Genomic DNA, 19,740 nt, shown 5'->3' on the forward strand with positions numbered 1-19,740 from the left:
GTACGGTGGTGTGAGAGGACGCTAAATAAAATAATTATTTAGCTCCTACTCGATTTCTATTTAGGGAAGGTGGCAAGGAATAATATAGGATCAATTGTAAAATTGTGGTATGGTGGGAGTGATGGATTCAAAAAATGATGGGATTTTTTTGGTGAGTTGATATTATATATAACGGGAAGTTAATGTGACTAGAAGAAGGTTACCTTCTATAGTATATTAATGTAATTGAGGTGAAATTTATGCTCAAATGTCCATATTGCTTTTGTAAAAGTAAACTGCCATGGTGAAAATTTTTTATTTGAATGATATTTATTGTTCTTGCCATGTCTATTTTCAAGAATAACAACTTTTTTCATAAATGGTTTTGGAATTATTATTTACCCATATATTGTTACTAGCATAATGCCTGCATTAATTCCATTAAAAAGATTAAGAAGAATTAAAAGGATTGGATAAGTTGTAGTCTTATAATTATGCTAATTATGTCTATACCATATAGATTTGATGTAGTAAATTATATAAATGTTCTTTGAAAATTGAATAATGCGATTTTAGCAAAAAATGTTATAATAATGTATGATAGACAATTATTACAAAGAAATTAACTATATAAATCAAGGAGGCATTTTATGAGGGTGGCAGTTTTGTCTGATATTCATGGTAATGGAGTAGCATTACAATATGCAATAAATGATTTGAAAAGTTTAGGTATCAAAAAAATTATTATTTTAGGTGATGTAATAATGAAGGGGCCTATGCCTTTGCAGTCACTTGAAATGCTAAAGGATAAGGATTTAGAAATTATAGCATGGATTAAAGGAAATACAGATTTATGGCTTGAAGAAATTACAGATGTTTGGATACCTTTAACAAGAAGAGAAAAGGAATTAAATTTATACTATAAATACGCAAAAGATAATTTGAAAAAAGAGCAAATAGTATTTCTTAAAGAATTACCATTAGAGTGTTCAATTAATTTAAATGGAATTAACATACTTTGTGTTCATGGAACACCTCAATCGATAGTTGAAGCAATAGATAGCAATGTTTCAGAAGAAGAAATTAAGAAAGCAATAAAAGGTGTAGAAGAACAACTTATTTTAAGCGGACACTCTCATACTTCTTTTATAGGTGAAGTAGATGATAAAATGATATTTAATGTGGGGAGTATAGGTAATTCACTTGATGGTGATAATAGAATATCCTATGGAATTTTAGATTTTGTTGAAGATAGAGTTAATTTAATAAATAGAAGAATTAGTTATCCTGTAGGTGAGATTATTAAAATAGCAATTGACAATAAATTTCCTCTACTGAATGAATATAAAAGCATTATATTGAATGCTTCTATGTAATAGATATAATTGTTAATATGGCACATTATCCTTAAATTATGAATCAATAAAATTAAATAACAAATTATAAAATCGTATTATTCAGGAGGATTTAATTTACGGTTTTTTTAATGCGTAATATCATATATAAGTACAGCACTAGAATATACTCGTAATAAATTAAATTTCCTATTATTCATATAATTAGAAGTTGTTACGGTTATTATTAGTCTAATCATATTAATTGGATATAATTATTTATTAAATTTTGTGCAGGAAGATATGATTATATTACTCCATCAGTTTTGGTAGAAAAGTATTATGAAATGCTGGAAGCTCCAAATAAAGAATTTATTTGGTTTGAAAATTCAGCACATTTTCCTCAGTACACTGAAAATGATAAGTTTTGTGATTTGTTATTGAATATTTCAAATAAAATATGAAGAGCAGTTGAAAAATATTAAAGCAAAGTTTTACTAAAGGAGATCCATATGAATGGAGTTGGGAAAGGTATAAGTAAAAGAAAATTAAAAATTAAAAAAGTTCTTATATTTATTATAATAATACTTCTAACTGGAGGAGTATGGCAACGAATTATGATTGAAAAAGAAGCAAATATATTATTACCTCAGGGAGAAGTATTTAATATTAATAATCATAATATGTATGTACATTCTACAGGAAGTGGGAAAAATACAGTTGTTTTTGTAGCAGGATCTGGAACACCAAGTTCATTCACCGATTTTTACAGAATTCAGATGGAGCTGGGCCCTATGCAAGAACAGTAAGCTTTGATAATGCTGGATTTGGATGGAGTGAAAAAGCTAATATGCCTAGAACTATAGATGTTTTAACAGAAGAGTTGCATGAACTCCTTGAAAAATCAGGACAAACATCACCTTATATATTGGTGGGACATTCCTTGGCTTCTTTAGAAGTAATAAGCTTTGCACAAAAATACCCAAATGAAGTTAAAGGAATTGTTTTATTAGATGGGGGAAGTCCAGAATTTTATGCAAATGACTCTGAAATGAAATCATATATATTAAACCGATTTAGTGCTGGATTGAGAGTAACAGGAATTGCAAGAGCATTAGGATGTTTAGGAATTAAGCTTCCTTTACTTGGTGAGGATTTACGTTATAATTCCATATCAAATGATGTGAAGAATATAGATGCAGCTATGTATTATAAATATCTTGGGAATACAAGTAATTTAGAATATATTAGTAATATAAATGAAAATGCTAGAGAAGTAATAGCGAAGGGGCATCTTAATGATATTCCTTTAGTTATTATATCCTCAGATAGCGGTGAAAGTTGGGAGAAAACTCAGAAAGAACTATTAAGTTGGTCAGACCTTAGTTCTCAGGAAACATTGCAAAATTCTAGTCACTATATTCATTGGACTAATACTGATTATATAGTTGAAAAATTAAAGGGACTTATAGAGGAATAATTGAAATTACAGTCAAGAAGGATAGCTTTTTATTATTTTTTTATTTATAAACGAAAGGAGAATCTTATTATGATAAGAAGATTTGAAGAAAGTGATGCAGAAGAAGTTTCAGATTTAATAGCAAGAACTTTGAGAGAAACAAATATTAATGATTATTCAGCAGAATATATTGAAAATGACGTGAAAATATTAACAGCAGAGTATTTAATAGAGAGAGCAAAATGTACACACAGTTATGTGGTTTGTGAAGATAACAAATTAATTGGATGTGGCTCAATAGGTCCATATTGGGGAAGTAAGGAAGAAAGTAGTCTATTTACAATATTCGTATTACCTGAATATCAAGGAAAAGGAATTGGAAGAAAGATAATTGAAACATTAGAACAAGATGAATACTTTTTAAGGTCTAGAAGAATAGAAATTCCAGCATCAATTACTGCTGTTGAATTTTATAGAAGACTTGGTTATGACTATAAGAATGGAAATGATAAAGTTGATGATGAACTATTGTATAGACTTGAAAAATTCAAATAATTGCAAGGGACAACTATGTTAGTACATTTATAATTGAAAAAAGATATAAAAATATGTTTAATTTAATAAAAACATTATGGTGATAAAAGGAGAAAGTATAATGGAAAAAGTTACACCACCTAAAAGAGTGAGGAAAGTAAGTAATGATGATATTATTATATTTGAATCTGATGAATTAAAAGAAAAAATCATTAGTAGAGTCGTTGGATTACCAGGAGATCACATAGCAATAAAAAATGGTGTTGTTAATATAAATGGAAATGATATTAAAGAGGAGTTTGTAAAAAAGGATAGTAAATTTAATGGGAAAAAGAATACATAATAATAAAATAAAGATATTTTTATACATTTTGATATTATTTAAAATACTATGTTTTATTTTAAATGAAGGTTTTGATACATATTTTTTGGTTACAAACATAAACCAGTCAACTATTGATTTGATAGTAAATATATCACTTGTAATAGTAATTATGTTAATTGTAAATGAATATGTAAGAAAATCAATAAAGTATATGATAAATTTTATAACAATCATATCTATAGGAATGTTATTATTTAGGTATTCATTGTTTAATTATGAGAATATTTACTTTTATTTTGATGCACCTGATAAATCTCATACATTGGTTGTTGAAGAAAGTTCTTTTTTATTGGCTGGTCGTAGTACATTTTATAAAAGAGAAGGCTTTATATTTATTAAAGATTTAAATAACTCAATAACAACTGATGATGGCTATAGGCCATTTTCAAATAATCATTACGACCTAAAATGGTTAGAGAATAAATCTGTTGAATTAAGTTATGATTATGGAGCTGGAAAGAGTGAATATAAAAAAGAAATTATAACATTTGACTAAATATAATAAATAAATTAAACTCAACATTGTTTAAATAGTAAGTCGCTAAGGAGATTTTGGGATGAATTTTATTGATAAAACTTTAGCTAGAATAAATGAAATGAGTGCTGATGATTTTTTACAATCAATGGCAAATATATATATTGAAACAATAGAAAGAAATGAGCTTAAAAAGTATCCTCAATTATATTTATTATTGATTATGATACAGAGCTACAAATGGAAGGCATGGAAGGTTTTTTTTATGATTCAACAAAAGATTATGTTAATGAAACAATTATTGCATAAAAAACTGTGGTGCATCAAAAGAGGCTGAAATATTGGAAAATGCAAGCTTATTAGCTTTTTGAATTCCATATTAAATTTAAATGGAAGAAATGCAATTAAAGAGGTTGAATTTGAAGAAAAAAACCTTGATGTATCATTAATTACAAGTGAAAAACTTAGTATTCTAGATTTACATATAACAACTGAAATTGGTATGCATGTAAATGTAGAAATACAGCTTATAAACCAGTATAATATGATTAAGCGAACAATATTCTATATGGCTAAAATGTTAATTAGTCAACTTGTAAAAGGTGAAGACTATGCTTGCTTGAATAAGACTGTAACGATTAATATATTAAATTTTAATTATTTAGACGATGAAAATTTTATTAAAAAGTATGGATTATTTGAAAAAGAAAGCAAAAAGCCTTTAACAGATTTACTTGAATATATTTTTATTGAGTTACCTAAATTTACAGAAACTAATAAAGATTACAATAACAAGTTACATAAATGGCTAACATTTTTATCAAATCCTACAGGAAAGGAGATTGAGGAATTTATGAAAACCGATGGAGAAATTAAGGAAGCAATGGATGTCTTATACAAAATTAGCGGTGATAAAGAAGCTATAATGCTTGCAGAAATGAGAGAAAAAGCAATTATGGATGAGCAGAGCAGGTTAAAAGGTGCTAGAGAAGAAGGCATAAAAGAAGGTAGAGAAGAAGGCATAAAAGAAATAATAAAACAACTGATATTAAAACAGTATAGTAAAGGTCTTTCTATAGAATACATTGCAGAGATAAATGAAATAGATGTTGAATTAGTAAGAGATACAGTAAAAAATAAAAATTCTAATTAATCTTACAGAAATAGAGAATGAGGAATTTATATAATATTTGGTGCTGGCCTCTTTAAAAAAATGTTTATTTTGCTTTAGTGCTATTGAATTTTATTAACTACATTATTATTTTGTTAATTAGGAAAAGCGCTATTCTTGGTCTGATAGGTGCTTTTTCTTATCATATACTTATTTATTACAAAAAATTATAATAGAAAAAGAGGTACAAAGAAATGGTAAAACCAATAGTAAAAGATATATTGTTTTTAGGACAAAAATCAGAAGAGGCAAATAAAAATGATATTGCAGTAATTGATGATTTAATAGATACATTAAGAGCAAATTTAGACTGTTGTGTTGGATTGGCTGGCAATATGATTGGAGTAAAAAAGCGTGTATTGGTATTTGCTGTAGGCCGCCTTATTGTGCCTATGATAAATCCAGTTATTTTAAAGAAGGAAAAGCTTTATGAAACAGAAGAAAGTTGTTTATCTTTAATTGGCTTTAGAAAAACAAAGAGATATGAAATTATTGAGGTGGAATATCTTGATAGGAATTTTAAGAAGCAAAAGCAAGTTTTTAATGGATTTACAGCTCAAATAATTCAACATGAAATGGATCATTTTGAAGGGATAATAATCTAATTAAAAAGATACATTACACTTGTTAAATTCTGAGTTGAGGAATTTAAATATAAGTGGTTATCATCTAATACAGATACAATGAAAATATTCTTTGGCTAAGCGCATTTAGCTAGGGTTCAGAAAAGAGTAAAGGTGTACAGTTTAAGTACACCTTCTTTTATACTAAGAAGATTCAATGTTTATTCGGTCATAGGTTTAACAGGAATGTAAATATCAAGCTTGGAATCTGGGCTACCTTCTTTATATCTTTCGTCATATACTTCAATGTCATAATCACCCTTTGGTATAAGCTTTTCATTTTTTAGTCCTTCGGTATAAGCATAGCGGAAGGTTTGATCAAGGTTCTCTGTTGGCCCAACATGGGTGAAGGCTGCATAGGTTCCGGCAGGAATTATGTCTTTAACCATTCCTTCAGGTATTACGTCTGCTGTTGAAACCTCCACACATGCAGTGTAGGTTATCCCTTCAGAACGGTACATGTTGTTTGAATAGTATTTTTCCAAGCCGAAAGCTCTCGGTCTATCAGGTTTATACAAAATATCATTCCACTTTTCAGATAATTCCTTCCATGCACTGGAGATATTAAAATCCACTGATGGATTTGTGTCTACTGGAACACCAACTATAAGGATATCTTTGTCTAGCTCTATTATTTTACAATTCATGCTCACAACTCCTTTTTCAATTATTTCATAATTTTTTATAAACTTATCCGGATTCATCTGAAATTCCTTTGGACTTTTTCCGAAATAGTTTTTGAAGGCTCTTGAAAAAGCCTCGGCTGATGAGAATTTACATTGATATGCAATGTCTTCAAACTTTTTCTCCATAATTACAAGTTTTGCGGCTGCCTGCATCTGCCTGTAGCGTACAAATTGAAAGAGCGTGATACCTGTTGTGGCTTTAAAAATTCTGTGGAAGTGAAATGATGAATACCCTGCTTCCCTTGACACATTCTCAAGGCTCCAATCTTCAAATGGTTCTCTTTCAATCTTTAAAATTACCCCTAGTATTTTTTCATCCATAAGAGACATCTCCTTTATAGCTTAAGCTTGATTATAGTATAAAGGCTTTCAATATATTAATGAATGACAAAACTTGCTTAGATGAAAAAATAATAAAGTTTTACTGTTAAAGTTTTTTTTAATACAATGAGTGATAATAATAGATATTTCCATTATAACTAATGCTTTTTTAGGGATTTATGGTTGAAGAAATGTTTATTGAAGGAGTGGTCTTTGGTTTGAATTATTTTTTCAAAATGTTATAATAAGTATAAAAATAATAAAATTATTTCTTTGTCGCCGGATAAAGAAAATAATAAGCGTTTAAATATCACGCCGTAGGCCTTTGAAAGTGTGATGTTTAAACGCTTTTGTTTTAGGAGGTTTTTCATGTCATTTAACTATATTATACCGATTATTATAATTATTATCTCAAATATTGCTTATCATTTAACAGCCAAGAATATACCCAAAGAAGCAAATTCATTTTTATCATTAGCAATAACTTACCTGGTGGGTATGGTTATGGCTATAGCAATGTATTGTATAACTTCTAAGCCAAGTAAGATTTTAACTGATGTAAATAAGTTAAATTGGACAAGTTATATTCTTGGATTGGCAATTTTAGGAGTAGAAATAGGGTATCTTTATATGTATAGAGTAGGCTGGAATATAAGTAGAGGGTCCTTAGTTGCAAATGTTTCATTAGCTATTTTATTAATTATTATTGGTGTTTTATTTTATAAAGACCATATTGGTTTATATCAAATAGTAGGAATTGTATGCTGCATGGTAGGATTAATTTTTGTTAATTTGAAATAAAATTTTCTTAGTACCACAAAACATTTATATTTGTCATAGCCATCTAAAGTCAATACACCTGATGGACAGTGCTTTACACATATATGGGGTTGTAATTAAATTTACAATCTGATACAATTAATGGAAATAATAAACACTTTGAAGGAGAGCGTAATGATTTATCAAACGTTACAGAGAGTCGGGAATGGTGAGAGCCGATGCTATAAGAAAATCATTATAAATCACTCCTGAGTGCCAGATTGAAAGCTTGATTGTAAGTAAACACTGGCGGTTTTCTACTGTTAATAGGAACGCATATGATAGTATGCCGTATTAGATGTTGAATTTATAAGTCTTCGTCCTTTTACGGGGGAGGCTTTTTTGATATATTGAAATAATAAGATTTCAGCTCAGCAAAAGTTGATATAGTGAAGTTTTTAGAGTTTATAATTTGAGACTTAGTATTCCCAAACAAGAACGGATCTATAGGTTCTTTTGATTCATAAACATTTATAGTTAAAAGGGGGTGATTAGGCTATGTTTGTAGCCGGTATGATAATATTCCACATGAAATAGTATATTATATTTTATTTGGAGGAATAAATATGGATTTTAAAATTGATAATATGGATATTCATTTTAATAAATGTGCTTCGGATTATGATAGAAATTTTTATGAAGATTTAGGTATGAGTGAGTTTTATGATGAAATAGAAAAACAAATTAATATATGTGGAAAACCAACAAATATTTTGGTTCTTGGATGTGGCACAGGACTTGAAATAGAAAGGATTAAACATTCAGCAATAGTTACAGCCATTGATATTTCATCAGGGATGTTGGAAGAGTTAAAGAAAAAGGAGTTGCATCCGAAAGTAACATTAAATACTATCTGTCAGTCATATTTTGATGTTGATTTTGCTGATGATAATTTTGACCTAGTACTTTCCACATATTCTTTTCATCACTTTACGGTGCAACAAAAAGCAGAACTTTATAGAAAAATATATAATTGTTTAAAATCAAATGCTTGTTTTATTAATGGTGATACTGTTTGTAAAGACAAGGATACCGAAATTAACTTGCTAAATAATGCAAATGAGTTATATGAAAGACAGCAACTTCCATTTGGAAGCATTCATATTGATGTTCCACTTGCATTAGATACAGAACTTAGTTTACTTTCTGACACAGGGTTTAACATCATTTCAGTTGAAAAGAAATGGAATAAAACTGCATTGATAAAAGCTATAAAGTAACCAAATAAATTATGGAGTAAGAACGTAATTTGTGGGTGTTGATTATTAAATCTGAGATTTAAGGAGATATATTATTATGGAAAATAAAGATGGCAACAAGTTAATGGCTCCACTATGGCTAATGTATCCTCATATTCAAAATGGAAGCATTGGCTGGAGAATGGGATATGGTGAAGGATATGCAATTGATTTTTATTTGTGGTTTAATAATTTAAAAGAGGATGAGAAGAAAAAGTATAAAGAAATGTTTCCAGAGCCTAAAAGGTGGGAAAGAGGTGATAATATTTATAGATATAATCATTATTGGACATACTTTTGGCAAGAAGATGGCAAGCCTGAATATGATTTGAATAATCTTATTTCAGAATATACAGCAGGTAAAAATTTAGAATATATTTATTTTTGGGGACATCATCCTAAAAAAGAAGGTTCTATTTCAAAATCTTGCTTTAGTCAGTGGTGGAAGAGCAGCTTTAATGTTGGACATGTTAAATATTTATTTATGGAACAATATATGATGGCTGAAAAAGCTAGACTTTTTGGAGATAAAGAAATAGAAGAAAAAATTATGAGTTGTAATAATCCTAATGAAATAAAAGGTCTTGGGCGTAAGGTAAAGAATTTTGATGAAGAGATTTGGAATGATGTTAAATATTCAATTGTTATAAATGGAAATTATAATAAGTTTATTCAAAATGAAAAGTTAAAAAACTTTCTTCTTTCAACTGAAGATAAAATATTAGTAGAGGCAAGTCCTTATGATAATGTTTGGGGAATACAGATGGCGGAGGAGGATGTTGATATTAAAAATCCCAAATTGTGGCGTGGAGAAAATTTACTTGGATTTGCGCTAATGGAAGTTAGAAATGAAATAAAAAGAGTATGTAAAAATAGTAATATGATTGATTTTGCTTCGCTGCATGAGAAGTATAATTAACTAATATTAATAAAGTAAAGAAATAATAAGCGTTTAAATATCACGCCACAAGCCTTTGGAAGTGTGATGTTTAAACGCTTTTGTTTTAGGAGTAGAAATAGTATATCTTTATATTTTTGTTAATGCCATTTTAATTTATCATTTCACTTAATTTGCGTAAATACATTTCTTAGGACAAGTGAGTTGGCAAGCTCCACAGTCAACACAGGCAGATTCATTTATTATTCTTTTTTTATGGTCTCCTTGTGCTATACACCCAACAAGACATACCCTTTGGCAAGAACCACAACCTACACAGTCTGATTTGTTAATTCTTCTAGGCATAATTTTCACCTTGAATTTTTAAAATTATAATGTTTGCTTACAAGAGTTAACTGTAATTTCTAATACTCTTGTTAGGAATGAAAATTTTTCTTTCATATTTTCAAAGTGCTCTCCAGATTTTAAGAATTTAGCAGTTCCTTCAAGTAAAAAACCAGTTCCTATGTATGCATGTCCCATAACTTCTTTACTACCAAGTGTTAATTTAACCTTAGGATTAGCATTGATATTTTCTTCTGTTTTAATCATAGCAGCAGCTGGGATTAAAATTTTATTATCCTCAACAATAACTAAATAACTATTCCATGTATTTACAACATGAGCCTCATTATTTGAACAAGTTACAATAGAAACAACACCTTCATGATTTAATACCTCTAAAAATTTTTCTGTAAACATTTTATATTCCTCCTCATATAATGGATATATTTAATCGTCGATACAATGTATCTATGATTAGAATATTATATTTTTTGTTTATTGTCAATAAAATGTTTTCCTAAAATTATTTTATATATTTCGGATCAGGTTAATATATTGAATAGAAATAGATAATGATATATTATTAAGAAAAGAATAAGAGAAATAAGAAGGAGTAAAAACAAATGAAATTTTCAGTGGGCGTAGAATATGCACTACATTGCTTATTATATATGGTAAATTTAGAAGCAGGTAAATCTGTAGGAATAAGGGATTTAGCAACATTTCAAGGTATTTCAGAAACATATTTATCAAAAGTATATGCTAAATTAAGTAAGTCAGGAATTATAAAATCTATACCAGGGGTAAAAGGAGGATATGCACTAGCTCGTAGCGCAGAAGATATAACATTTTGGAATGTAATAGAAGCAATAGAAGGAAGTGAAGACTTTTTTCAATGTGCTGAAATCAGGCAAAATAATATATTATTGGATAAGGATAACTTGCCAGAAACTCATACAAAATGTCCTTGTTTAATAAAAGTAGTAATGTCAGAAGCAGAAAATGAAATGAAAAAATATTTAAATACAAAGACATTATGGTGGTTATATAATGAGGTGTATAATAAAAAACTTCCAAAAGATGTGGAAAAAGCAACAATTGAATGGTTTAATAATAGCAGGAAATAATTAAATAGGTAAAATTTAAATAGAATTGCATCTAATTAACATAATATTTTTAGATTTAACTTCGATTTATTCATAAGTAATAGAAGATAGCCAAGTCCATATGGCGCTGGATTAGGTTATCTTCTTCTTTTTTTGAAGGAGGTTAAGGATAAAATATAATTCTTTTATAATTTGTTGACCCTAACATTACGTCATAGTGTAATATAAAAGTAGAGCTTGGATATATTACCAAGGCTTCTTGTCGACAATTATTAGATATTATTTTTAAAGCTTAAAATTAAACTCCGAGGTGTAGAAATGAGGACAGTAAAACAAATATCAGATCTGACAGGAATAAGTGTGCGCGCACTACATTATTATGATGAAATAGGTTTATTAAAACCAAGCAAAATTACAAAAACAGGTTACAGGCTTTATGACGATGAAGCTCTTAAAACTCTGCAGCAGATTTTATTCTTTAAAGAGCTTGATATGCCTTTGAAGGAAATAAAAGATATAATGACAAGTCCTTACTTTGATAAAATGGAGGCATTAAAAAATCAAAAAAAGCTGCTTATATTAAAACAAAAGAGATTGAATGGTTTAATAAAACTTATAAATAAAACCTTAAAAGGAGAGGGAACCATGAATTTTAAAGAATTTGATATGACTGAATATTATAATGTATTAGAAGAATATAAAACAGAACATGAAGATAAAGTAATTCAAAACTATGGAAGCATTGAAAAATATGATGAATTTATTGAAAAATGTAAAGCTAAGGAAGATGAAATTGCGAAAGAGGCTATAAAACAATATGGAAGTATCGAAAAATATGCTAAGGCAGTAAAAAATAATCTTAATAGTGCTACAATATCTTTAGCAGAGCAATATGATAAGTATAAAAAAGATTGTTTAGAAGATAAGCATCCTAAATTAAAAGACTTATTTAATAAGCTTACAGCTGATTTAAGTAAAGACATTGCTTCAAAGGAGATTCAAGAAATTGCTGAAGCAGTTGCAAATATATCAAAAAAAGATTATGACGCTTTCAAAGGTGAAAGAGGAGATGATTATTGGTACTATATGGTGAAAACTTATTCCATATTACCTGAATGGATAGAAGCAGTAGATAATAAATATGGAAGTGGTGCATCTAAATTTATAGGAGAAGCTCTAAAAAAGTGCCCTAGTACTAAGCTGCCTAAAATAGAAGAGTTATACAATAAGCTTACATCTGATTTCAATAAAGACCCTTATTCAAAAGAAATCCAAGAAATTGTAAATGAAATAGCAAATGAAACAAAAAAGCAGAATGAAGATTTAAAAGTAGATGCTGGAGAAAATTATTTAGGGTATACTGCAGATCTTTATTTATCAAATGACATTTATATAAAAGTTACTGATAAGAAATATGGAAATGGTGCATCTAAATTTATAGGAGAAGCGTTGAAGTTTTATTCTGAAAATTGAATAGTCTCATATTCGTCAAATATAATATAATCAACTAAAAGATAAACAGCAATAAAGGAGAAAAACTATGATTAGGCTTGCTACATTAGATTATATTTTGGAAATAGATAATATATATAATGAGATTTTGAATTATGAAGAATAAACAGTATCTTATACAAATTGGCAAAAAGGACTTTATCCAACAGTTGATTATGCCAAAAGTGCTATTGATAATAATCAATGTTTGTTGGAGAGGATTTGTTTTTCTGAAATTCCTTTAATAGGAATGGTTGTTGGTACAGAAGATAAGCATATGAATTACAATTTTTTGAAAAGTTATTGCGCAGAGAAAAACATTCCTTGCATTGTTTTTAATGGTGTCGGACATAATCTTAAATATGAAAATTGTCCAGAGAAAACAAGTGCAATCAATGAATAAATTTACAAGCTATGTATAGTCTAAGGTTATTATGTTGTAATAATAAAACAAAAGTTAAGATAACATTTCTATTATGCAAATTTCAATTTGTAAAGCAAGTATTATTTATATGACGTAACAGTTAAAAGTACAATGATAAGAAGTATCTAAAAAGGTACTTCTTATTTTTGTTTAGAGAACTTTTTAGTTGTACTAACTCTCAATAAATATTTTACGCACTCTATTGACTGTTATGGTCAATGAGAATATAATATTGACTAAATCAGTCAATATTATAGTGAGGAGATGCTTAAGTGGAAGAATTAAGAAAACACAAGATATTTACAATGGAGGATACGAAGCGCAACAACTTACTTACGGTGGCTATGAGCAAATTTGCAAAGAATGGCTACAAGAAAACAGCTACAGATGAGATAATTTCTGAAGCCGAAATATCAAAGGGCTTACTTTTTCATTATTTCGGAACAAAAAAGGATTTGTACATATTCTTATTTGAATATGCAAGTGATACCATAATGCAGGATTTTTATGCTCAGATTGATATGGGGGAAAAGGATATTTTAGAGAGATTGCGTAAAATGTTTTTATTAAAATTACAGTTAACAAATAAATATCCTTCTATTTTCGACTTTGTAGCATCAGCTTATTTTGAAAAAGACCCTGCGGTATCTTCAGAAATTAATAAGTACTCAACTGAAATGTTTCTTGATGCACAGAAGAAGATACTTAAGGACATTAATCTATCTCTTTTTAAAGAAAATAACAATATTCAAAAGGTAATCGACATTATTATATATACCCTTAGAGGCTACAGTGATGCACAGACTTTAGAGGGAAAACTTGTTGAAGATTACAACAAGGAACATGAACGGTATATAAGAGAAATAGATGAATATATAACTCTGCTGCGTACTGCATTTTACAAGTAGATTAAAAATGTATAAAAGATCTACCATAAGTAATTTTCTGGTGGAAGGAGAGTTTCTAAGTGCTCGTATCCCAAGAAATGTAATGAAGGAGGAAGAATAGTATGAAATTCGCTTATAATTTTAGTGATATTACTAACGAAGGACTTGGCTATGCAGGGGGAAAAGGAAGTTCCCTCTGTAGGATGTATAATGCAGGGATTGCTGTACCTAATGGATTTGTTATTTTGTCTGAGGCCTTCGAAAATAATGAATTAAAGAAAGCTGCACACTTAGACATTGAAAAATGCCTTGAAAGGATGTCTGAGAGCACTTTTGCAGTTCGTTCCTCTGCGCTTTCAGAGGACAGTGCAAAAACTTCATTTGCAGGGGAGTTTGAATCAGTACTGTATGTGCCAAGAACTGATGTGTTTTCTGCAATAGAAAAGGTTGCAGCATCTGCAAAGTCAGAGCGTGTGAGCCAATATAGTAAAGTTCATGGTATTAATGATGAACATAAAATTGCAGTTGTAGTTCAAAGTATGATAAATGCAAAGATAGCAGGAGTTCTTTTTTCTGCAGACCCAATTACGGGAAGTCATGTAAATATGGTAGGAAACTTTGTATTTGGTGCTGGAGAACAGCTTGTTTCAGGAGAGAAAAATGCTCATGCTTTTACCATTTCTAGAATTGGTGGAAAATATAATGGTAATAAGGACTTAGCAGCTAATGTAAAGGCTTTGTATAAAGCAGCCTTGAAAGCAGAGGAGATTTTTGGCTGCATGCTTGATATTGAATGGGTGTTGGAAGGTGGAAAGCTTTATATAGTTCAGGCACGTCCGATTACAACTCTTCAAACCATTGATTATGATACCTATGAGATAAATCAAAGTCTTGACACAGATGCATTATGGAGTAGTAATAATGTAGGAGAGGCCGTACCTGATGTAATGAGCCCCTTTACCTGGAGCTTGCTGCATGAGATGGATTTGGAGTGCCAGAAGGTACCTGGGTATTTCATGTTTGGTAATATATGTGGCAGAACATATTCAAATATCAGTGTTATGATTTCTTCCTTAAGAGTACTTGGATATAATGTAGAAAAGGCTAAGGAACTTATAAGTGACGTGTTTGGGAATATTCCTGAGAACATTGAAGTGCCTATTTATCCCTTTGGAAAGGCTTATTTAATCAGGGAGATGTTTAAGAGATCAAAAAAGAGTATAAAAAGGATGCGGGATTCAAAAAAACAAAAGATTTATTACTTAAAGAATACACCAGTATGGTATGTGGAAACTCTTAAAAGAATAGAAGATGCAAATACCAGGGAGGAATTATTAGAACTTTGGAAATCTGACTTAAGACCTTATTTATCTGCATTGTGGAATATATGGTTCGGTGGAGCGGGAAGTGCTACACTGGTAACCCTCAGAAAAAAATTTGAAAAGATGGCAGGGGAAGAATTGGCCAATTTGTTATGTTCTAATTTTAGCGGTGAGCAAAGCCTAGTAAGTATGAAGCCACTGCTGGCCATAGAGCAAGTTATTAGTGGCAGCTTAACTCCTGAAAAGTACCTAGAGCTTTATGGACATAGAAGTCCTCATGAGTTTGAGGTTTATTATGAATATCCTGCAGATGATCCTTCTTTTATTGAAAAGCAAGTCGAAGAATTTAAGAATACAAACTTAAGGGCCACAGAATTAATGAAAAAGCAGCAAAGTGAATTTATAAAGGGTAAAGATCTTTTCTTGAAAAGATTCCCTGGTAAGCAGCAGTGGCTTGAGAAAAAGCTTGAAAAGGTCTCTAAGGATGCACATACCCGTGAATCATTGAGAAATGAGTTTGTTAAGGTCTTTAGAGTCATTAGACATTTGCTTTTGAAAATTGGATCAGTTACTGGAATTGGCGAAGATATATTTATGATGTACTGTTTTGAGGTACCTAAATTCTTGCAGGGAGACAATGAAATGCTTGTTAAGCTATCTTTAAGGCGCAAAAATTTTGAAGAATATCAAAAGCTGCCAGTCTTTCCACAGTTAATTAGAGGCAGGTTTAATCCAAAGGAATGGATTAATTCTAAGGATAGAAGACAGGACTATTATGATCCTAATGCAGAGGCACCGGTAAAGGATGAAAATGTAATTAAAGGTTTTGCAGGTGCCCCAGGCACAGTTGAGGGAAGAGTTCGTGTTTTGCACAGCTTTGAGGAAGCAGAAGCTTTTGAAAAGGGAGAAATCCTTGTAACAACTATGACAAACATTGGCTGGACACCTTTGTTTCCTAAAGCAACAGCTATTATTACGGATCTTGGTGCACCACTATCTCATGCAGCTATTGTGGCACGTGAGCTTGGTATTCCAGCAGTTGTAGGATGCGGAATTGCAACAACGGAACTTAAAACAGGTGATTATGTAATTGTTAATGGGAGCAGTGGTGTAGTTAAGAAAAGAAGTTAACTAAATAAAATAATATTTAATTAAATTTAACTTATATTTATTCATAAGTAAGAGGAGAGAACTAAATTCACATAGAGTTGAATTAGGTTCTCTCCTTTAATTATTTTTATTCAATAAACATATTCAACCTAGAATTAATTAAAGCAAAAGTCTACTATGTGCAGTCATGTAATTTATTTATAAGTAATGTTATAATAAACATAATTTTAGCTTTATTTCAAAATGGACATACGAAAGCACAAAAAGTCGAGAATAAAACTATATTTTTTTATATACTTACATGGAGGTTAGAAATTTGGAAATAATTAAAAGTCTTAACAAAACACTTGATTATATTGAAGACAATTTAGACTCTCAAATAGATATAGATGAAATAGCGAAGGTAGCCCTTGTATCACGATACCATTTTCAAAGAATGTTCCATGCATTAACTGGATTTACTTTAGGGGAATATATCAGAAATAGAAGATTAACTCTTGCTGCAGAAGAATTAACGTCTAAAGAGGTAAAGGTAACCGATGTAGCTATAAAATATGGCTATGAAAGTATAGATGCTTTTACAAAAGCATTTCAAAGAATGCACGGAGCAACGCCTTCAAAAATAAAGAAGGGTGATGTAAGACTTAAAGCATTTCCAAAGCTCTCTTTTGAAATATCAATTAAAGGTGAGTGTGAAATGAATTATAGAATAGTGGAAAAGAATTCATTTAAGGTTTTTGGTGTGGATTTCTTAACGACTACAGTAAATAATGTTTTATACAAAGAAATACCAGAATTTTGTGATAAAATTTGGGAAGATGGAACCCACCTTAAGATTAATCAATTTCTAGGATATAATGAAAGACATATGCTCCACGGAATTCATTATGATTTCAAAGAGGATGGAAGTAGAAGATATATGATGGGGTGGGAAGTTCCAGAAACAGGTGTACCTAAAGAGTATAAAATTTTGGACATACCGTCATGTACCTGGGCTGTCTTTGAAGGTAAAAGTTCAATAGATGATAATATCTATATTCAAAATGTATGGAAACGTATATATTCTGAATGGTTTCCTTCATCAGGCTTTGAACAATTAGAAGGTCCTTGCTTAGAAAAATATTATTGGGATGGGGACGCATATGATAAGTACATATGTGAAGTATGGATTCCTATAAAAAGAAAAGAATAATTATGTATAGAAGGAGGTGGCACAATGGCAAAAACTAAAAGAGGTAATAATATAAAAAAAATACTTAATTTGAGGGGAACATGTCCTGTTTGTAAAAGAACTGGTGTAAAGCTGCTTTGGGACAAACTCACTGAAGATGGAACAATAAAGGTATGTAAGGTATGTGGAAATAAATAATGTAAGATTTATATATAAATCTATAGTGAATATAATTTAGAGACATGGAGGAAGAAAGAGCAATAGCATGAAGGATTATATAATAAGAAATTATTGCAATGATGATGCTGATAAAATTGGCAGCTTTGATAAAGTTGCAGAACTGTCATACCGTTATAAAGGAGATTTTAAGCCAGCTAATATTTTTTGTGCAGTAAATTCAGAAAATGAAATTTTAGGTGTGGCGGATTTAGAACCTCATATATCTTGGACTCCTATAGAGGAGAATTCTCAAAATCAAGATTATATTTATAGATTATGTGTAAATATAAGGATAAATCCATCATATGAGGCTCACAAAAATTTACGATCTTCTTTGATGGATGTTATATTGGATAGGGCGAAGCAGATAAAAAAGGATTATCCAGGAAAAAAGATACGAGTGATAAGATATATTTCTGCTGATAATAATGAAGAAATGGATCTTTTTATTTCAAAGGGCTTCATTGCATATAGAAATTCATTAGTGATGAAACGCGACTTAACAGAGGAAATTAAGCCATGTGATTCTAGTCCAGAGTTTAGAATTGTGAATTGGAAGATGGAAACTGCGGACGAGGTAAAGAGCTATGTTGAAACTGATGCAAAATGTAATGATGGGGCAGCATGGAACTTTGATACAGTAAGCTGGATGAGGTATTCACCAGAATGGGCTACATTTGCTGCTTTTTCAAAGGATAATGAATTTTTAGGTGGTGTAATGACTTATTTAATAACAGAAGAGAGAAGTGCTACTGAAAATATATTTGTTTTACCAGAGTGGAGAAGAAAAGGCGTGGCAAAAGCTTTTATTACAGAAGCCTTAAAGTACCTTAAGAACAATGGTAAGACCATGGCAACTCTCTGTACTGATGGTGACAATAAACCAGCTATAAATTTGTACAAGTCTTTGGGGTATAGAATGTATTGTGTAAATATTGAATTTGGATATGATGTGTAGAGTTTTTATATTCATTCAATCAATCAATCTAGGACTATATGAGATTAGATTTTTAAACTTAATCTCATATAGTCCATTTTTAAGCTTAAGGGAATATTAAGTATTTTTTATAGGTGAAAAGTTTTGAATTTTGGAGGGTGGTTAATTGAAGTAACAAGACAGGATTTAGTTACATTAACATTTACGGTAATAATAAAAATTTTTTCTGCCAGTGGATTTAACCTGCTGGCAGTTTTCATGATGTATGTAAAGACATTTATGTTGATAATAATTATGAAATGGATCTTTTCATTTCATAATACCATCAATAAGTAAGTAGTTGTTAAGTTTATAAATTATGTTATAATTGTTAGTAATAGGAAGTAATGAGCAGGAATACAGGGGGAAGAGAATTGAAAAAAAGTGAAATCTTTATGCTATCAATAACAGCATTTTCCATAGGGATCGTTTTAGGATTTTTCATATCTCCTATTAAGAAAGGTATCAATGTTATTGGCGGCGATAATATAAGTAATTATTATACAAAAAATGATTTAGCAACTGATAATCATAATAATATTCAAAAGTAATTTTAAAAATAAGAGTGATATTTAATATTTTTTATTAATGAAAAACTAAAGATAAGTAATATATTGTAAAATCGTATTATTCAAGCTGAATATGCGATTTTTTTATAGGCAAAATTACACTTTTAAACAAAAATATAATTATGAGAGAAAATAATATGTAGGTGTATAGGCTAGGTTTTTGTGATTTTGCTATAAACACTGATTCGAAACAGGCAGGTACTTTACAAGGGAAAATGA

25 protein-coding genes and 1 pseudogene are annotated in these 19,740 nt (G+C 29.8%); 22 read left to right on the plus strand and 4 right to left on the minus strand.

The features are described from left to right. Window positions 1-629 precede the first annotated feature (629 nt). The 10 genes from GXK56_RS11440 (at window position 630) to GXK56_RS11480 (ending at window position 5,942) form a co-directional block, all read left to right on the plus strand. Window positions 630-1,355 carry a metallophosphoesterase family protein gene (locus tag GXK56_RS11440; protein ID WP_160687598.1) on the plus strand — a complete coding sequence of 242 codons (726 nt, stop codon included), beginning with the start codon at window positions 630-632 and terminating at the stop codon, window positions 1,353-1,355. Window positions 1,356-1,639: 284 nt separating this feature from the next. Beyond that, the gene (locus GXK56_RS11445; RefSeq protein ID WP_160687599.1) at window positions 1,640-1,777 is read left to right on the plus strand and encodes a hypothetical protein; all 138 of its coding nucleotides are present in this window, start codon (window positions 1,640-1,642) and stop codon (window positions 1,775-1,777) included. Between the two features lie 48 nt (window positions 1,778-1,825). Then, window positions 1,826-2,122, plus strand: coding sequence for a hypothetical protein (locus GXK56_RS28155; protein WP_243156090.1), 297 nt, complete (start codon window positions 1,826-1,828; stop codon window positions 2,120-2,122). Window positions 2,123-2,163: 41 nt separating this feature from the next. Then, the gene (locus GXK56_RS11450) at window positions 2,164-2,793 is read left to right on the plus strand and encodes an alpha/beta hydrolase (RefSeq protein ID WP_347707949.1); all 630 of its coding nucleotides are present in this window, start codon (window positions 2,164-2,166) and stop codon (window positions 2,791-2,793) included. Window positions 2,794-2,862: 69 nt separating this feature from the next. Next, entirely contained in the window at window positions 2,863-3,327 is a 465-nt protein-coding gene (locus GXK56_RS11455) for a GNAT family N-acetyltransferase (protein ID WP_243156091.1), read from the plus strand. A gap of 100 nt (window positions 3,328-3,427) precedes the next feature. After that, the gene (gene lepB / locus GXK56_RS11460) at window positions 3,428-3,649 is read left to right on the plus strand and encodes a signal peptidase I (RefSeq protein WP_243156092.1); all 222 of its coding nucleotides are present in this window, start codon (window positions 3,428-3,430) and stop codon (window positions 3,647-3,649) included. Window positions 3,650-3,734: 85 nt separating this feature from the next. Next, window positions 3,735-4,187 (plus strand): hypothetical protein, encoded by a 453-nt coding sequence (locus tag GXK56_RS11465; protein WP_207710264.1) that lies wholly within the window; start codon window positions 3,735-3,737, stop codon window positions 4,185-4,187. Window positions 4,188-4,248: 61 nt separating this feature from the next. Then, the gene (locus tag GXK56_RS11470) at window positions 4,249-4,503 is read left to right on the plus strand and encodes a hypothetical protein (protein WP_243156093.1); all 255 of its coding nucleotides are present in this window, start codon (window positions 4,249-4,251) and stop codon (window positions 4,501-4,503) included. Window positions 4,504-4,533: 30 nt separating this feature from the next. Further along, window positions 4,534-5,319, plus strand: a complete 786-nt coding sequence (locus GXK56_RS11475) for an Rpn family recombination-promoting nuclease/putative transposase (protein ID WP_160687602.1) — start codon at window positions 4,534-4,536, stop codon at window positions 5,317-5,319. 212 nt (window positions 5,320-5,531) lie between these two features. Beyond that, window positions 5,532-5,942, plus strand: coding sequence for a peptide deformylase (locus tag GXK56_RS11480; RefSeq protein WP_160687603.1), 411 nt, complete (start codon window positions 5,532-5,534; stop codon window positions 5,940-5,942). 179 nt (window positions 5,943-6,121) lie between these two features. On the opposite strand, the gene GXK56_RS11485 is transcribed toward GXK56_RS11480, so the two are convergent. Further along, window positions 6,122-6,967 (minus strand): effector binding domain-containing protein, encoded by an 846-nt coding sequence (locus GXK56_RS11485; RefSeq protein WP_160687604.1) that lies wholly within the window; start codon window positions 6,965-6,967, stop codon window positions 6,122-6,124. 369 nt (window positions 6,968-7,336) lie between these two features. Between GXK56_RS11485 and GXK56_RS11490 the strand changes: the two genes are divergently transcribed. Then, window positions 7,337-7,768 carry an EamA family transporter gene (locus tag GXK56_RS11490; protein ID WP_160687605.1) on the plus strand — a complete coding sequence of 144 codons (432 nt, stop codon included), beginning with the start codon at window positions 7,337-7,339 and terminating at the stop codon, window positions 7,766-7,768. 2 nt (window positions 7,769-7,770) lie between these two features. On the opposite strand, the pseudogene GXK56_RS28725 reads toward GXK56_RS11490, so the two are convergent. Further along, a pseudogene (locus GXK56_RS28725) lies at window positions 7,771-7,851 on the minus strand (epoxyqueuosine reductase); the annotation flags it as partial. Window positions 7,852-8,352: 501 nt separating this feature from the next. Here GXK56_RS28725 and GXK56_RS11500 point away from each other — a divergent pair. Together GXK56_RS11500 and GXK56_RS11505 are read left to right on the plus strand one after the other, a co-directional pair. Continuing rightward, entirely contained in the window at window positions 8,353-9,006 is a 654-nt protein-coding gene (locus GXK56_RS11500; RefSeq protein ID WP_160687606.1) for a class I SAM-dependent methyltransferase, read from the plus strand. 76 nt (window positions 9,007-9,082) lie between these two features. Further along, entirely contained in the window at window positions 9,083-9,943 is an 861-nt protein-coding gene (locus GXK56_RS11505) for an NADAR family protein (RefSeq protein ID WP_160687607.1), read from the plus strand. Window positions 9,944-10,090: 147 nt separating this feature from the next. On the opposite strand, the gene GXK56_RS11510 is transcribed toward GXK56_RS11505, so the two are convergent. Beyond that, window positions 10,091-10,267, minus strand: a complete 177-nt coding sequence (locus GXK56_RS11510) for a 4Fe-4S binding protein (protein ID WP_160687608.1) — start codon at window positions 10,265-10,267, stop codon at window positions 10,091-10,093. 24 nt (window positions 10,268-10,291) lie between these two features. Further along, window positions 10,292-10,663, minus strand: a complete 372-nt coding sequence (locus GXK56_RS11515) for a pyridoxamine 5'-phosphate oxidase family protein (protein ID WP_160687609.1) — start codon at window positions 10,661-10,663, stop codon at window positions 10,292-10,294. Between the two features lie 206 nt (window positions 10,664-10,869). On the opposite strand from GXK56_RS11515, the gene GXK56_RS11520 reads away from it, so the two are divergent. The 9 genes from GXK56_RS11520 (at window position 10,870) to GXK56_RS11555 (ending at window position 19,503) form a co-directional block, all read left to right on the plus strand. Further along, window positions 10,870-11,373 carry an Rrf2 family transcriptional regulator gene (locus tag GXK56_RS11520; protein WP_160687610.1) on the plus strand — a complete coding sequence of 168 codons (504 nt, stop codon included), beginning with the start codon at window positions 10,870-10,872 and terminating at the stop codon, window positions 11,371-11,373. A gap of 297 nt (window positions 11,374-11,670) precedes the next feature. After that, complete coding sequence (locus tag GXK56_RS11525) at window positions 11,671-12,825, plus strand: MerR family transcriptional regulator (RefSeq protein ID WP_160687611.1); 1,155 nt, start codon at window positions 11,671-11,673, stop codon at window positions 12,823-12,825. A 229-nt stretch (window positions 12,826-13,054) separates the two neighbouring features. Further along, window positions 13,055-13,246 (plus strand): hypothetical protein, encoded by a 192-nt coding sequence (locus tag GXK56_RS27775; RefSeq protein ID WP_202127868.1) that lies wholly within the window; start codon window positions 13,055-13,057, stop codon window positions 13,244-13,246. Between the two features lie 293 nt (window positions 13,247-13,539). Then, window positions 13,540-14,175 (plus strand): TetR/AcrR family transcriptional regulator, encoded by a 636-nt coding sequence (locus GXK56_RS11535; protein ID WP_160687612.1) that lies wholly within the window; start codon window positions 13,540-13,542, stop codon window positions 14,173-14,175. Between the two features lie 182 nt (window positions 14,176-14,357). Beyond that, the gene (locus GXK56_RS11540; RefSeq protein ID WP_243156094.1) at window positions 14,358-16,607 is read left to right on the plus strand and encodes a PEP/pyruvate-binding domain-containing protein; all 2,250 of its coding nucleotides are present in this window, start codon (window positions 14,358-14,360) and stop codon (window positions 16,605-16,607) included. 295 nt (window positions 16,608-16,902) lie between these two features. After that, entirely contained in the window at window positions 16,903-17,778 is an 876-nt protein-coding gene (locus GXK56_RS11545; RefSeq protein WP_160687614.1) for a GyrI-like domain-containing protein, read from the plus strand. Window positions 17,779-17,802: 24 nt separating this feature from the next. Beyond that, the gene (locus tag GXK56_RS27780; RefSeq protein WP_202127869.1) at window positions 17,803-17,955 is read left to right on the plus strand and encodes a hypothetical protein; all 153 of its coding nucleotides are present in this window, start codon (window positions 17,803-17,805) and stop codon (window positions 17,953-17,955) included. Between the two features lie 67 nt (window positions 17,956-18,022). Continuing rightward, entirely contained in the window at window positions 18,023-18,934 is a 912-nt protein-coding gene (locus GXK56_RS11550; protein ID WP_160687615.1) for a GNAT family N-acetyltransferase, read from the plus strand. Between the two features lie 392 nt (window positions 18,935-19,326). Further along, window positions 19,327-19,503, plus strand: a complete 177-nt coding sequence (locus GXK56_RS11555; RefSeq protein ID WP_160687616.1) for a hypothetical protein — start codon at window positions 19,327-19,329, stop codon at window positions 19,501-19,503. Window positions 19,504-19,740: the final 237 nt, after the last annotated feature.

The organism is Clostridium sp. C2-6-12 (assembly GCF_009928485.1).
In the GTDB taxonomy this organism is placed as follows: domain Bacteria; phylum Bacillota; class Clostridia; order Clostridiales; family Clostridiaceae; genus Clostridium.